This window comes from Kribbella sp. NBC_00382 (genome assembly GCF_036067295.1).
Classification (GTDB): Bacteria; Actinomycetota; Actinomycetes; order Propionibacteriales; family Kribbellaceae; genus Kribbella.
Map to the genome: position 1 here is coordinate 3,190,966 of NZ_CP107954.1, position 12,605 is coordinate 3,203,570.

The window sequence follows — 12,605 nt, forward strand, 5'->3', positions numbered from 1 at the left end:
CGAACTCGATGCCGTCCCTCAACGTTTAATCCAGGCTTCGCAACACGGCGAGCGCGGCGGCCGGAGTGCGTGGTGAGTCGCGCCAGCGGAGGGACCATCCGTACGGCGGTACGCCCGCCGCGAGTGGTCGGACCACAACGCCGGGCGGAGCCGGAGTCGAGAGGAGGCCGAGCGCGACGCACTCGCCGGCCCGGACGAGTTCGGCGGCTGAATTGTTGCCGGCGGAGCTGTTGCTCGCGGGGTGACGGCGGGGCGCGAATCCCGCAGTACGGCAGCAAGCGATGACGAACTCGTTCCACTCCGGCGCGAGGTCGTCCTGCGGCAGGTAGTGCAGTTCGTCGGTCAGTTCCCGTACTGCGACAGGCTCCGACGCCGCGAGTGGGTGCCGCTCGGGGAGTGCCACCCCGAGAGCTTCGCGACGGATGATGCGCTGCATGACTCCGTCGGGGCAGCGTGCCGTGGAGCCGCAGAGGGCCAGGTCGAGCTCGCCGGCGAGCAGGCGTTGCTGTTGCTCGCGGGTGCCGCGGCTGCTGATCTCGAGCCGGAACGACGGCAGCCGATCGCGCAGCCGGGCCAGCACCGCGCGAGGAGTGGCGAGATTGGTCTGCAGCATGTCGATCCGCAGGACCTGATCGCGCTCGGCGGCAGCGGTGGCGTCGACGACCCCGGACCTGATCGCCTCGAGCGCGCCGCGGGCGTGCGGGAGGAAGGCGTCACCGGCGGCGGTCAGCGTCACGCCGCGTGGCGAGCGGTCGAACAGTTGCGCGCCGAGCTGGGTCTCGAGCCGGCGGATCTGGTTACTCAGAGCTGGTTGCGACACGTACAGCCGACGTGCCGCGGCGGTGAAATGCAGTTCCTCCGCCATCACCAGGAAGTACCGCACCAGCCGCAAATCGACGTCCATGCCTGTCGGAACCTTCTCCACCCTCGACGTCCGGAAGGCTGCGACGGTAGTGCTACCGACCGTCACCCGTCGAGGGCTCGGGGCGGAGAACACGAATCCCTTACACAGAACGAAGAATCTGTCGGCCATTTGCCCGACAGTGGCTGCGGTGAGTGAGCAGCCCGGGCATGGTGCGGCCCCGGCGCTGTCTGCTCAACGCCGGGGCCCATGGCAACCGTGTCTTGCTGTCTTCCAGTGCCCTTCAACTGTGTTCTCAATCGAGGCGCCGGTCACATCCCGGTCAGTTCCCGGGCCATTCCCCGGTCCAGCGCTCGAAAGCTTTCGCGCCACCTCGATCGATGGCGGCCTTCACTACGGCGTACACCGCGCCCTGCAGTGCGGCGGCGAGCAGGACCTCTCGCCACGGGTACTCGGACTGCAGTGCGTCGGGAGCGTCGTCCTTGTCGCTGATCCGCCGCCAGACCTGCTTGAAGACGGCGCCGGCGACCAGCCCGCCCGCGATGCCCGAGAGCAACCCGAACGGACGGTAGGCGATCTTGACCGCTTTACTCACCGGCCCCGCCCCACGATCCACGCCGCCGCACCCACACCCAACGCCACAGCACCCCCGACGGCAGCAGCCGCCTTCGGGTGCTCCCGCGCAGTCGCCGGCATCCCCTTGGCGCGGGCCGGCAGGTTGCGGGCGCCGTCCTTGGCGCGCTCGCCCGCTGTACCGGCTGCTTGGACGGCACGTTGGCCGGCGCTCGCCGCCGACTCCTTGATGCGGCGGGGGACGTTGAGTTGGCGGGTCAACTCCTGGACCGTGTCGGCCAGGTGCTGACGGGTCAGCTCCAGGTCGGCCCGCAATGCTTCGGTCTCGGTCATCTGGGTGTTCTTGGTGGTGGTCATGCGCTGACCTTCCCTTCCGGCTGGTGGCCCTTGAGAGCCTCGAGGTCCTGGTGGACGCCTTCGACGGCGTGTTCCGGCAGGGGCGGAGTCGCCTGGCTGACATGCCGCTTGCCGAGCAACGCGGCGACGCCGGCGATCGCGAACAGCACCAGCGCGACGATCAACGCCGACAACCAGGCCGGTACCGCGGTCGCGAGACCGAGGATGGCCGCGGCGACCAGCGCGCCGACGCCGTACACGGCGACCGTTCCGGCGCCACCGAACAAGCCGATGCCGATCCCGGCCTCCTTGCCCTTGTCCTTGAGCTCGGCCGTGGCCAGCTGCAGCTCGTCGCGAACCAGCCGGCTCACGTCGTTGCTGAGCTGAGCGACCAGAGCACCGACATGCTGCTCCTGATGGTCCTCATGGATGGTTTCCGGGTGCGTGGTCATGCCGGCCCGGTACCCACGGTCCGTGACGATAAGCAACCGGACCGGTAGCGGCCAGAAGATGACCGCTACCGGCGATACGTTTTCCCAGTCATCAACAAGCGGGAGGGAAACTCAGATGGACTGGAAGCTGGAGCTGGTCTCGGTACCGGTGTCGGACGTGGACCGGGCCAAGGCGTTCTACACCGAGAAGATCGGCTTCAACGCCGACCACGACCATCAGGTCAGCGACGAGCTGCGGTTCGTTCAGCTGACCCCGCCGGGGTCGGCGTGCTCGATCGCGTTCGGCACCGGGATGCCGCAGGCCGAGCCGGGCTCCGTTCGCGGTCTGCAGATCGTGGTCACCGATGTCGCCGCCGCCCGGGAGGAACTGGCCGGCCGCGGCGTGGAGGTCAGCGAGGTGCAGGAGTTCCCGTGGGGGAACTTCGTCTTCTTCGACGACCCCGACGGCAACGGCTGGGCGCTGCAGCAGCTGCCCGCCTGGCGCTGACCGGGCGGCGGGCGGGTTTAGGGACGGACAGTTCGAAAAGTCCTTACCTGGTTGGGAATGAACGCCGGGTTTCCGGTGTTCGGACAGTTCGAGTTACCGCTGGGTTCACGGTGGTGACCGGTTGTAAGGTGGCCTTTGGTTGAGCAGCCAGCCGGCGTTGGATGCGTCGACGACTGCGGTCCCTGCCGAGGACGACTATGACCGATCTGCATCACCACCCCATCCCTGCTGTACGACGCCGCAAAACCGTCTCCGCCCCTGTTCAGAAGTCTGGTGCCATGTCTGTTACCACCCCGGTGCGTCCCACGAACGCGCGGCCGGAGTCCGTCCAGGTGAAACTGGGCGGCCGCTGGATCGCCGGCCAGGCGCTGGCCCAGCGCAGCGGCGAAGTGCTGGTCAGCCACCACGGCCACTTGGTCTGGGTGGACCAGCAGTCCATCCGCAAGCCTTAACTACAAGGCAGTAGTTCGACCCACCAGGTCGCCGATCGCGACGGCAGCCTCGGCTCCGGTCGGGGTGAACCGGTTCTTGGTCAGCGCGAAGCTGACCCCGGTGGCGGTGTCGCCCCACGCTGCGCTGCCACCCGTCCCGGGACCGGCTGCCCGGTCGCGAGGTCGGCTACGCCCGCTACGGCGTCGACGATCAGCTCGCCCTTCCGGTAGACCGCGACCTGGAGCCCGGTCTCGGTTCCTGAGGCGACCAGGTCGTCCAGGTTCTGCTGTACCAGCTGCTGAAGGTCCATGTACCGAGGTCGGATCGGTCCGGAAGTTCTCGACATGGTTTTCTCACAGCGGTGTTAGAGACGCGTTAGAGGCGCCTGGTGGGGGGCCTGTCGGTCGTTAGGTTCTTCGCGTGAACAGGCCACAGACCGAGCATGGGCCGTTGGCCACCTGGTTGTTGCACGACCGGCCGCATGGACATGCCGGACCACATCGACCAGCGCCGCACCCGACCCATCCGTGGTGGAAGGTGATGTGCCTGACGGGGGTCGACTACTTCTCGACGCTCGGCTACCAGCCTGCGATCGCGGCGGCGGCCGTCGGCCTGCTGTCGCCGTTGGCCACCCTGGTACTTGTCCTGCTGACCCTGCTCGGAGCGCTGCCCGTGTATCGCCGGGTGGCGGTCGAGAGCCCGCACGGCGAGGGGTCGATCGCCATGCTGGACCGGCTGCTCGGCCGGTGGAAGGGCAAGTTCGTCATCCTCGTCCTGCTCGGCTTCATGGCCACCGACTTCATCATCACGATGACACTGTCGGCCGCCGACGCCACCGCGCACCTGGTCGAGAACCCGTACGTACCGCACTGGCTGGACGGCAAGGAAGTCATCATCACGCTGGTGCTGCTGGCCCTGCTCGCCGGCGTCTTCCTGCGCGGCTTCGGCGAGGCGATCGGTATCGCCGTCGTGCTGGTGGTGGTGTACCTCGGCCTCAATCTCGTTGTCGTCGGCAACGCGTTGTGGAACGTCATCGCCGCGCCCGAACTCGTGACGAACTGGCGCAACATGCTCACCACCGAGCACTCCAACATTTGGGTGATGATCGGCATCTCGCTCGTCGTCTTCCCCAAGCTCGCGCTCGGCCTGTCCGGGTTCGAGACCGGCGTCGCGGTGATGCCGCAGGTCCAGGGCAGCCCGGACGACGACCCGGCCGAGCCGGCGGTCCGGATCCGCAACGCCCGCAAGCTGCTCACCACGGCCGCCCTGATCATGAGCGGTTTCCTGATCGTCAGCAGCTTCACCACCACGATCCTGATCCCGGCCGACGAGTTCAAGGACGGCGGTCAGGCGTCCGGCCGGGCGCTCGCGTTCCTCGCCCACGAGCACCTCGGCAACATCTTCGGGACCGTGTACGACGTCAGCACGATCCTGATCCTCTGGTTCGCCGGCGCCTCCGCGATGGCGGGGTTGCTGAACATCGTGCCGCGGTACCTGCCGCGGTACGGGATGGTCCCGGACTGGGCCCGGGCGACCCGGCCGCTGGTCATCGTCTTCGCGCTGATCGCCTTCGTCATCACGCTGCTCTTCCGCGCGGATGTGAACGCCCAGGGTGGGGCGTACGCGACCGGCGTACTGGTGCTGATCCTGTCCGCGTCGATCGCGGTGACGCTGTCGTCGCGCCGGCGCGGCCGCAAGGGCGCGACGATCGGCTTCGGCGTGGTCAGCCTGGTCTTCCTCTACACCGCGATCGCGAACATCATCGAGCGGCCGGACGGCGTCCAGATCGCGTCCTTCTTCATCCTCGCGATCATCGTCACCTCGCTGATCTCCCGCGCTACCCGGTCGACCGAGCTGCGCGCGACCGACATCCGCTTCGACGACGAGGCACGCCGGATCCTCGGCGAGGCGGCCGCCCGGGGCGACATCCGGATCATCGCCAACGAGCCGGACGCGCGCGACGAAGCGGAGTACCAGGAGAAGGAGGACGAGCAGCGCGAGGTGAGCAACCTGCCCGACGGGCTGCCGGTCGTCTTCCTCGAGGTGATGCTGACCGACGCGTCGCAGTTCGAGTCCGAGCTGGACGTCCGCGGCGAGGAGCGGCACGGCTACCGGATCCTGCAGGTGGACAGCCCGAGCGTGCCGAACGCGATCGCCGCGCTGTTGCTGGAGATCCGCGACGAGTTCGGCGTGATGCCGCACATCTACTTCGCCTGGGCGGAGGGCAATCCGTTCTACTTCCTCTTCCGGTACCTGATCTCCGGTGAGGGTGACGTCCCACCGGTCACCCGGGAGGTACTCCGCCGGGCCGAGCCGGACCGGTCGAACCGTCCTTGGGTACACGTCGGCTGAGCTCTTCCAGGTACTGGTCGATGGGCCCGAGATTGACCAGGCCGCTGCCTGCGGCCAATTGACCGGCTGCAGGAGCCAGTACTTCCAAAGCCCGGCGCATGGCCTGTTGGTCGTCTTGCTCCAGGGCGGCCTTGGCTCTCAGACACCAGCGGGCCTCTAGGAGGAGGTCTGCGGCGGGCTCTTCTGTCGTGGGGGTCTGTTGTGCCAGGGCTAGCAGGTTGTCTGCAAGCATGCCGGGCATGCCTGCGTTCTGGAGGAGGGCTGCGGCCTCGCGGTACGCCGTTTCGTCGCCTGACCGCATTGCTCGGTACCAGGTGGTGAAGACGGCTACTAGCGGCAGCTCTCGCTTGGCGGCCAGGTCATCGGCGGCTGCTGCGTGGGCGTCGGCAGTGGTGAAGTCATTGAGGGCGCTGCGGGCTTGTACGCGGATGAGGTGGCCCAGTACTTCGTACGTGGTCAGGTCGTGGCGGCTGGCCAGCGTGATCAGCTCGGCGCCGATCTGGTCGCGTTCCGGGGCTAGACCGGCTCGGTAGAAGGTCTGCATGAACAGGCCGTTGAGGGCGAAGGCCAGTAGGGCTGGGTCTTCCAGCTGCCTGGCGAGCTCCACTGCCTCTTCGGCTGCCGCCAGTGCTCGGGTGCTGTTGCGGCCGCGGGATTCGATCGCCACCGTGGCCAGGAGGCGGGCTCGGGCTGCTGGCTGGGTTGTGGCTTCCAGGGTGCGCTCTGCGGCAGCGACGATTGCGTCGGCTTGCTGCTGGTCGTCGGAGCGCGTCCAGATCGCCGGTACGTCGTACAGGCCGATCACTCTGGCCGTCAGCGTCGGGTCGCCTAGCTCCTCGGCGGCGGTGATGGCGGCCAGTCTGTGTTCGCGGGCAGCCTGTAGACCGGTGCTGCCGGTCACTGCGAGGTTGCGGAGGAGTCCGACGGTTGACTCGAGCCGGGCGCGAGCAGTGGAGGCGACTGCTCGGTCGTAGGCGGCAGTGGCTTGGGCCCAGACCTGTCCTGCCGCTTGTGGAGTGAGGTGGTCGGCCTGGTTGAGGATGTCCGTCTCGAGTTGCTGGAGCGCTGGGGTGGGGTCTACGCCGAGTTGCTCGATTAGGAGGGTCCGGGCGTTGCGTAGTACGGCTAGGGCGTCGCCCTGGCGGTCGGAGCGGTAGAGGGCTAGCGCTAGTAGACGCCAGGCGTCCTCGCGCCAGGGGTGCTCGGCTACATGTGCGTCTAGGGCCGGTACTGCTTCTTTTGCTAGGCCTAGGGCGAGTTGTGCTTCGGCCTGGCGTTCGATGGCGGTCAAGCGGAGCTCTGCGAGTTTGGAGCGCTCGGCGTGGGCCCAGGGGGCGTCGGCGAACTCCGCGTAGGCGGGGCCTCGCCACCAATTCAGTGCTTCTTGTAGCTCTTCCAGTGTTGGCTGGCGAGCCAGCACCTGCTCGAAACGCCAAGCGTCGACGTCTGTCGCCTTCAGGGCATAGCCGGGTCCTTCGGTGATGAGGAGCGTCGCCGGCGTGCGGGGTGGCCGGTCGGGTTCGAGGGCTCGTCTCAGGGCTGCGACGAAGGTACGGACTGCGCTGGTGGCGCCGTCCGGCGGGACTGTCCACAGGTCGGCGACGAGGGAGTCGACGGGGACGACGCGGCCGCGGGCGATGAGCAGGCGGGCGAGTACTGCGCGGTGGCGGGGGCCTTTGAGCGCGAGTTCTGCGCCGTCGCGCCAGGCCGTGACCGGTCCGAGTACGCCGAAAGCCACCACCTGGTCACCGTATAGCGCTGCTCATCGGATGCTCATCGGCGCGCGGCAGGCTTCGGGGTGTGTCAGACGAAAGGACGAAGATGACCATCCCCGGGTTCGACTACCAGCGCGTCGAGGTGGCCGACGGTGTCTCGCTCAACGCGGCCGTCGGCGGTACCGGTAGCCCCATCGTGTTGTTGCACGGCTTCCCGCAGACCCACCTGATCTGGCGGCACGTCGCCGCTGAGCTGGCGACGGACCATACGGTGATCTGCCCCGACCTCCGCGGCTACGGCGACAGCGACAAGCCGCTGGAGACCGACGGTACGACGTACTCGAAACGCACGATGGCCACCGACATCGTGCGCCTGGCTGAGGCTTTGGGCCACGATCGGTTTGCCCTGGTCGGCCACGACCGAGGCGCCCTCGTTGCTTTCCGCGCCGGACTCGATCACCCCGACAAAATCACCCACCTGGCCTGCCTCGACGTGCTGCCGACCCTGGACATGTGGGATGCGATGCACGGCGTCAACGCCGCCGTCGCCTTCCACCTCTACCTGATGGCCCAGCCACCCGGCCTCCCCGAACAACTGATCGCCGCCGCCCCCGACGCCTTCTTCAGCTACTTCCTCGACCTCTGGATCAAAGACCCGACCGCGATCCCCACCGACATCCGCGCCGCCTACCTGAAGGCCTCCCGCGAAGCGATCCCGTCGATCGTCGCCGACTATCGGGCGAGCGCAGGCATCGACATCGAGCACGACCGGGAAGACCTTGCCGCGGGCAACAAACTCCGCATGCCGGTCGCCGTGATCCAGCAGGATTGGGGCTCCGCGCTGGGCTTCGACGCCGCCGCACTCTGGTCCGCCTGGGCCCCCAACCTCCACCACTCAACCACCACAGCCGGCCACTTCATGGCCGAAGAGTCGCCGGCGGAAATCACCAAGACGATCAGGGCGCTCACCAACTAACCTCCCCAGCTATGGACAACGAGGCGGCGAAGGAGCTCGTGCGGCGCGGGTACGACGCGCTGTCGGCCCGGTACGACGAGGCGTTTGCCGGCGAGACGAAGTACGGGCCGTTGTTGGAAGAGTTGCTCGGCCGCCTCGCCGGCCCTAGCCGGGTCCTCGACCTGGGGTGCGGCTCGGGAATGCCGGTCGCGCTAACTCTGGCTGAGGCCGGTCATCAGGTGACTGGCGTCGACATCAGCGAAGTACAGGTCGAGCGGGCGCGGGAGCGGGTGCCGGCGGCGACCTTCGTTCAGGCGGATGCCGCGCAATTGGAGCTTCCGGCCGCTGGATTCGACGCGGTGGTGTGCCTCTATGCGCTGATCCACATCCCGGTCGACGAGCAGCAGGAGTTGTTGCGCCGGATCGGTGAGTGGGTGCGGCCGGGTGGGCTCTTTGTGGCGACGGTCGGCGCCGGCGCGTGGACCGGGTCGGAGGAGAACTGGCTTGGCGGCGAGGTCCCGATGTGGTGGAGCCATGCTGATGCCGGTACGACTCGGGGGTGGGTCGAGGAGGCCGGGTTCGTGGTGGAGCGCGAAGAGTTCGTCCCCGAAGGAGCCGGTGGACACGCGCTGCTGTGGGCCGTCCGGAGCTAACCTCTGGCATGGAGTTGCGGCAACTGGAGTACTTCGTGGCGGTGGCGCATGAGCGGAGTTTTACGTTGGCTGCTCGGCGGTTGCACGTGGTGCAGAGTGCGGTCAGTGCGGCGATTGCTTCGTTGGAGAAGGATCTGAAGGTCACGCTGTTCGAGCGGAACGCTCAGCGGGTGGTGCTGACTGAGGCTGGTACTGCGCTCCTGCCCGAGGCGTTGGCGGTGATGGATGCCGTGCAGGGGGCCCGGGATGTGGTGGATGAGCTCGGGGCGGGGATGCGGGGGACCGTACGGGTCGGGCTGCTGCCGGGGCTTGGGTTGATCGATCTGCCGGCGGCGGCTGGGGAGTTCAGGCGGCGGTACCAGAACGTCGAACTGCAGTTGCGGGTCGAGCCTGAGGGGTCGGCGGGGGTGATCGTCGGGCTGCGCAACGGGGATATCGATGTCGGGTTCCTCGGGGTCCGGGCGGGGAGTGTGCCGCGGGAACTGACCGCTTGGGAGTTGCTGAAGGTGCCGCAGGTGCTCGCCGTGCCGGTCGGTCACCGGCTGGCGCGGCGGCGGTCGATGAAGCTGGCCGACCTCGCTGACGAGGCCTTCGTGGACTTCCCGCCCGGCTTCGGCACCCGGACGTTGATCGACCAGAGGTTCGAGGCGGCGGGGATCGAGCGGCAGGTCGTGGTGGAGGCGCTCGGCATCGACAACGGCGTGCAGTTCGTCCGCCACGGCGTCGGGCTCGGGGTCCTGCCTGCGTACGCGGTCGCCGGCGACGAGAAGATCCGCGCGTTCCCGATCGAGGACGAGGACTTCCAGTGGTCGCTCTACATGGCGACCCTGCGGAAGCGCCGGCCGTCCGCAGCGCTCCGCGCCCTGCTCGGCCTGGCCACCGCCCACCTCCAGCACCCTGCGGGAACCGAGCCCGGCAGCGATCTGATGGATCAAGAGAACTGATCTATCCATCGAGATGAGTCGTTGGATTTGATCCACGATCCGGCGCAGGATCGAGGTGTCAGCAAGAACAAGACACCGAGATCTGGAGTGAACGACGATGACAGAGAACGCAGCCACCACCGAGCGGGTCGCGATCGTGACCGGCGGCTCGCGGGGGATCGGGCGGGAGACCGCCGGCCGCCTCGGGCGCGACGGATACGCCGTGGTGGTGACCTACAGCGGTAGCCCCGCCGAGGCCGACCAGGCCGTCAAGGAGGTCGAGCAGGCCGGCGGGCGGGCGATCGCAGTACAGGCCGACGTCGCCGACGAGAATGCGGTGAGCGCGTTGTTCGACCGGGCCGAGGAGACCTTCGGCGGTGTCGATGTCGTCGTCCACGCGGCCGGCATCATGCCGCTGTCACCGTTGACGGACCTCGACCTGGACGTCTTCGACCAAGTCATCCGTACCAACCTCCGCGGCACCTTCGTGGTCGACCAGCAGGCTGCCCGCCGGGTCCGCAGCGGCGGCGCGATCATCAACCTCTCCAGCTCACTGACGTTGCTGGCCCGCCCCGGCTACTCGGCGTACGCCGCGTCCAAGGGCGGTGTCGAGGCGATCACCCTGATCCTCGCCCGCGAACTCCGCGGCCGCGACATCACCGTCAACGCGGTGGCCCCCGGCCCGACCGCGACCGCGATGTTCTTCGACGGCAAGCCGCAGGAACTCGTCGACCGGATCGCCGCCGAGCCCCCGCTGGAGCGTCTCGGCCAGCCCGAGGACATCGCCGAGATCATCCACTTCCTGGCCGGCCCCGCGCGCTGGATCAACGGCCAGGTCATCTACGCCAACGGCGGTTCCGCGGCATGAAGACGATCCTGATCAGCGGTGCGTCGAGCGGCTTCGGCGCCCTCACCGCCCACGCCCTCGCCGACGCCGGGCACACCGTGTACGCCGGTATGCGCGGCATCGCCGGCCGCAACGCGTCGGCGGCCGCCGAGGCCAAGCAGTACTCCGGCGAGCGGGGTGTGGACCTCCGTGCTGTCGAGCTTGACGTCAGTACCGAGGAGTCAGTCGAGCAGGCCGTCCGGACGGTGATCGCCGAGCAGGGCAAGCTCGACGTACTGATCCACAACGCCGGTCACATGGTCCTGGGTCCGGCCGAGGCGTTCACTCCGGAGCAGCTGGCCGACATCTACGACACCAACGTCATCGGCACGCAGCGCCTCAACCGGGCCGCCCTGCCGTATCTGCGTGAGCAGCGCGACGGCCTGGTGGTCTGGGTCGGCAGCTCGAGCACTCGCGGCGGTACTCCGCCGTACCTTGCCCCGTACTTCGCGGCGAAAGCCGGTATGGACGCACTGGCCGCCAGCTACGCGTTGGAGCTGGCCAGGTTCGGCATCGAGACCACCATCGTCGTGCCCGGCGCCTTCACCAGCGGCACCAACCATTTCGCGCACAGCGGCAAGCCGTACGACGAGGAGGTGGCTGCCGCGTACGACGAGAAGTACGACGGCCTCATGGACCAGGTCGCGCAGAAGCTGGCCGAGCTCGAGCCGTCGTGGGCCGATGTCGCAGAGGTGGCCAAGGCGATCGTCACCGTGGTCGACACCGAGAAGGGCCGTCGCCCGTTCCGCGTGCACATCGACCCGTCCGACGACGGCGCCGCAGTGGTCAACGCGGTGGCCGACCGGGTCCGCAGCGAGTTCCTGCGCCGGGTTGAGCTGCCCGATCTGCTGCACCCCGCGGTCTGACCGTGAAGCGCTCTGGTACGACGTAGCCGGCGCGCCCGGACGACGACGAACGCAGGACGACTCCTCGGCGAACTCGTCTGCATGTGAACCGCCCGGTTCTTGAGACGGCACTGCCCCGGGAAGCGCTTCCAGGCGTACAGTTCTGAGCCGTTGAGCAATCAACAACGACGCCCCGGTGGTGCTGTCAGGGCCCGCCGGGGCCTCTCTCAGCGGCCCGCCGTGTTGGTGGCCCAGATCGTGGTGCGGCCGTGGATGATGACCGCGTTGCCGTCGCCGCGCAGTACCAGCACCGAGCCCGGGTTCGGTGCGGTCGCGGTGTGCCACAGCACTGTCTTGTCGGCGCGGTAGATGACCAGGTTGCCGTCGCCCTGCATGATCGCGAAGGCGCCCGGGTTGCGACCGGTCTTTGAGTTCCACAGTACGGTCTTGTTGTTCTTCACCAGTACCAGGTTGCCGTCGGCCTGCATGTTCAGGCGGTAGACCCGGTTGCGTGAGATGAGCAGCTGGTACGGCTTCAGGACGCGGTTGACGCCCAGGGTCTCGATGACCATGTTCTTGTACCAGATCGCTTTGCCGCGGCTGTTGTAGATCACCAGGTTGTTGTCGTTCTGGACCGCGAGCGCGGCGCCCGTGCTGCCGTTGGTGTTGCTGGCCCAGACCTTGGTCCGGCCGTACACGACGACCAGGTTGCCGTCCTTCTGCATCACCAGGACGGAGCCCTTTTTGTTCGTCGCGGTGCTCCACAGCGCGGTCCGGCCCTTGATCAGTACGGCGTTGCCGTCGGCCTGCATGCGGAAGGTGTAGACGCCGTTCTTCGAGCGGATGTACTGACCCGCCTTCAGCGACTGCCCCGGCCGGAGTACGTCAGTGACCGCCAGCGTCTGGGTGGAGGCGGTCGGAGCGGTCGGGGCCGCCGAGGCGGCGGGGGTGGCGAGGAGAGCGGCCGCGGTGCCCGCGACGACGAGAGCGAGCACCCGGCGGCGGGTCTTCAGAGTCGAGATCATGGCCGGACGGTGCCACAGCGGGGAGGTCGGCTGGGATCGTTTCGATGAGGAGGCCTATTGTTGGGTACTGCAACCAAATTTCTGGTCCGGGTGAGGCTTCGCCGTACGG

Annotated in this window: 15 protein-coding genes; 8 read left to right on the plus strand and 7 right to left on the minus strand. The window is 67.9% G+C overall.

Annotation, left to right across the window (positions count from 1 at the left end):
- Positions 1 to 25: 25 nt before the first annotated feature.
- From OHA70_RS15695 to OHA70_RS15710, 4 genes are all read right to left on the minus strand, one after another.
- The gene (locus tag OHA70_RS15695; RefSeq protein WP_328333104.1) at positions 26 to 904 is read right to left on the minus strand and encodes a LysR family transcriptional regulator; all 879 of its coding nucleotides are present in this window, start codon (positions 902 to 904) and stop codon (positions 26 to 28) included.
- Positions 905 to 1,184: 280 nt separating this feature from the next.
- Positions 1,185 to 1,457, minus strand: a complete 273-nt coding sequence (locus OHA70_RS15700) for a DUF4235 domain-containing protein (RefSeq protein WP_328333106.1) — start codon at positions 1,455 to 1,457, stop codon at positions 1,185 to 1,187.
- Positions 1,454 to 1,792 carry a DUF3618 domain-containing protein gene (locus OHA70_RS15705; RefSeq protein ID WP_328333108.1) on the minus strand — a complete coding sequence of 113 codons (339 nt, stop codon included), beginning with the start codon at positions 1,790 to 1,792 and terminating at the stop codon, positions 1,454 to 1,456. The genes OHA70_RS15700 and OHA70_RS15705 overlap by 4 nt, the downstream gene beginning before the upstream one ends.
- Positions 1,789 to 2,223, minus strand: a complete 435-nt coding sequence (locus tag OHA70_RS15710) for a phage holin family protein (protein WP_328333110.1) — start codon at positions 2,221 to 2,223, stop codon at positions 1,789 to 1,791. Before OHA70_RS15710 ends, OHA70_RS15705 begins: the two co-directional genes overlap by 4 nt.
- 115 nt (positions 2,224 to 2,338) lie before the next feature.
- On the opposite strand from OHA70_RS15710, the gene OHA70_RS15715 reads away from it, so the two are divergent.
- A complete protein-coding gene (locus tag OHA70_RS15715) occupies positions 2,339 to 2,710 on the plus strand; it encodes a glyoxalase superfamily protein (RefSeq protein WP_328333112.1) in 372 nt (123 codons plus the stop codon).
- A 278-nt stretch (positions 2,711 to 2,988) separates the two neighbouring features.
- The gene (locus tag OHA70_RS15720) at positions 2,989 to 3,162 is read left to right on the plus strand and encodes a hypothetical protein (protein ID WP_328333114.1); all 174 of its coding nucleotides are present in this window, start codon (positions 2,989 to 2,991) and stop codon (positions 3,160 to 3,162) included.
- An 80-nt stretch (positions 3,163 to 3,242) separates the two neighbouring features.
- On the opposite strand, the gene OHA70_RS15725 is transcribed toward OHA70_RS15720, so the two are convergent.
- Positions 3,243 to 3,452: a serine hydrolase gene (locus OHA70_RS15725; RefSeq protein WP_328333116.1), complete on the minus strand. Its 210-nt coding sequence runs from the start codon at positions 3,450 to 3,452 to the stop codon at positions 3,243 to 3,245.
- Between the two features lie 110 nt (positions 3,453 to 3,562).
- Here OHA70_RS15725 and OHA70_RS15730 point away from each other — a divergent pair, with 110 nt between their 5' ends.
- A complete protein-coding gene (locus OHA70_RS15730; protein WP_328333118.1) occupies positions 3,563 to 5,494 on the plus strand; it encodes an amino acid transporter in 1,932 nt (643 codons plus the stop codon).
- Here the strand turns inward: OHA70_RS15730 and OHA70_RS15735 are convergent.
- Positions 5,427 to 7,235, minus strand: coding sequence for an AfsR/SARP family transcriptional regulator (locus tag OHA70_RS15735; protein ID WP_328333120.1), 1,809 nt, complete (start codon positions 7,233 to 7,235; stop codon positions 5,427 to 5,429). The two genes, OHA70_RS15730 and OHA70_RS15735, sit on opposite strands and share 68 nt — an antisense overlap.
- Before the next feature lie 59 nt (positions 7,236 to 7,294).
- Here OHA70_RS15735 and OHA70_RS15740 point away from each other — a divergent pair, with 59 nt between their 5' ends.
- The 5 genes from OHA70_RS15740 to OHA70_RS15760 all read left to right on the plus strand — a co-directional run bounded on the left by OHA70_RS15740 (position 7,295) and on the right by OHA70_RS15760 (position 11,492).
- Positions 7,295 to 8,185 carry an alpha/beta fold hydrolase gene (locus OHA70_RS15740; protein WP_328333122.1) on the plus strand — a complete coding sequence of 297 codons (891 nt, stop codon included), beginning with the start codon at positions 7,295 to 7,297 and terminating at the stop codon, positions 8,183 to 8,185.
- Positions 8,186 to 8,196: 11 nt separating this feature from the next.
- Complete coding sequence (locus OHA70_RS15745; RefSeq protein ID WP_328333124.1) at positions 8,197 to 8,817, plus strand: class I SAM-dependent methyltransferase; 621 nt, start codon at positions 8,197 to 8,199, stop codon at positions 8,815 to 8,817.
- 8 nt (positions 8,818 to 8,825) lie between these two features.
- Positions 8,826 to 9,761, plus strand: coding sequence for a LysR family transcriptional regulator (locus tag OHA70_RS15750; RefSeq protein WP_328333126.1), 936 nt, complete (start codon positions 8,826 to 8,828; stop codon positions 9,759 to 9,761).
- Between the two features lie 97 nt (positions 9,762 to 9,858).
- Positions 9,859 to 10,608: an SDR family oxidoreductase gene (locus OHA70_RS15755; protein WP_328333128.1), complete on the plus strand. Its 750-nt coding sequence runs from the start codon at positions 9,859 to 9,861 to the stop codon at positions 10,606 to 10,608.
- Positions 10,605 to 11,492 carry an SDR family oxidoreductase gene (locus OHA70_RS15760; RefSeq protein ID WP_328333130.1) on the plus strand — a complete coding sequence of 296 codons (888 nt, stop codon included), beginning with the start codon at positions 10,605 to 10,607 and terminating at the stop codon, positions 11,490 to 11,492. Before OHA70_RS15755 ends, OHA70_RS15760 begins: the two co-directional genes overlap by 4 nt.
- Positions 11,493 to 11,698: 206 nt before the next feature.
- Here the strand turns inward: OHA70_RS15760 and OHA70_RS15765 are convergent, their stop codons facing one another.
- Positions 11,699 to 12,496 (minus strand): hypothetical protein, encoded by a 798-nt coding sequence (locus OHA70_RS15765; RefSeq protein ID WP_328333132.1) that lies wholly within the window; start codon positions 12,494 to 12,496, stop codon positions 11,699 to 11,701.
- Positions 12,497 to 12,605: the final 109 nt, after the last annotated feature.

What these genes read in the sequence shown, in the direction of transcription:
- OHA70_RS15715 (WP_328333112.1), top strand. Translation starts at nt 2,339, where the DNA reads ATGGACTGGAAGCTGGAGCTGGTCTCGGTACCGGTGTCGGACGTGGAC.
- OHA70_RS15725 (WP_328333116.1), bottom strand. Translation starts at nt 3,452, where the DNA reads ATGGACCTTCAGCAGCTGGTACAGCAGAACCTGGACGACCTGGTCGCC.
- OHA70_RS15760 (WP_328333130.1), top strand. Translation starts at nt 10,605, where the DNA reads ATGAAGACGATCCTGATCAGCGGTGCGTCGAGCGGCTTCGGCGCCCTC.
- OHA70_RS15710 (WP_328333110.1), bottom strand. Translation starts at nt 2,223, where the DNA reads ATGACCACGCACCCGGAAACCATCCATGAGGACCATCAGGAGCAGCAT.
- OHA70_RS15765 (WP_328333132.1), bottom strand. Translation starts at nt 12,496, where the DNA reads ATGATCTCGACTCTGAAGACCCGCCGCCGGGTGCTCGCTCTCGTCGTC.
- OHA70_RS15720 (WP_328333114.1), top strand. Translation starts at nt 2,989, where the DNA reads ATGTCTGTTACCACCCCGGTGCGTCCCACGAACGCGCGGCCGGAGTCC.
- OHA70_RS15755 (WP_328333128.1), top strand. Translation starts at nt 9,859, where the DNA reads ATGACAGAGAACGCAGCCACCACCGAGCGGGTCGCGATCGTGACCGGC.
- OHA70_RS15705 (WP_328333108.1), bottom strand. Translation starts at nt 1,792, where the DNA reads ATGACCACCACCAAGAACACCCAGATGACCGAGACCGAAGCATTGCGG.
- OHA70_RS15695 (WP_328333104.1), bottom strand. Translation starts at nt 904, where the DNA reads ATGGACGTCGATTTGCGGCTGGTGCGGTACTTCCTGGTGATGGCGGAG.
- OHA70_RS15750 (WP_328333126.1), top strand. Translation starts at nt 8,826, where the DNA reads ATGGAGTTGCGGCAACTGGAGTACTTCGTGGCGGTGGCGCATGAGCGG.
- OHA70_RS15745 (WP_328333124.1), top strand. Translation starts at nt 8,197, where the DNA reads ATGGACAACGAGGCGGCGAAGGAGCTCGTGCGGCGCGGGTACGACGCG.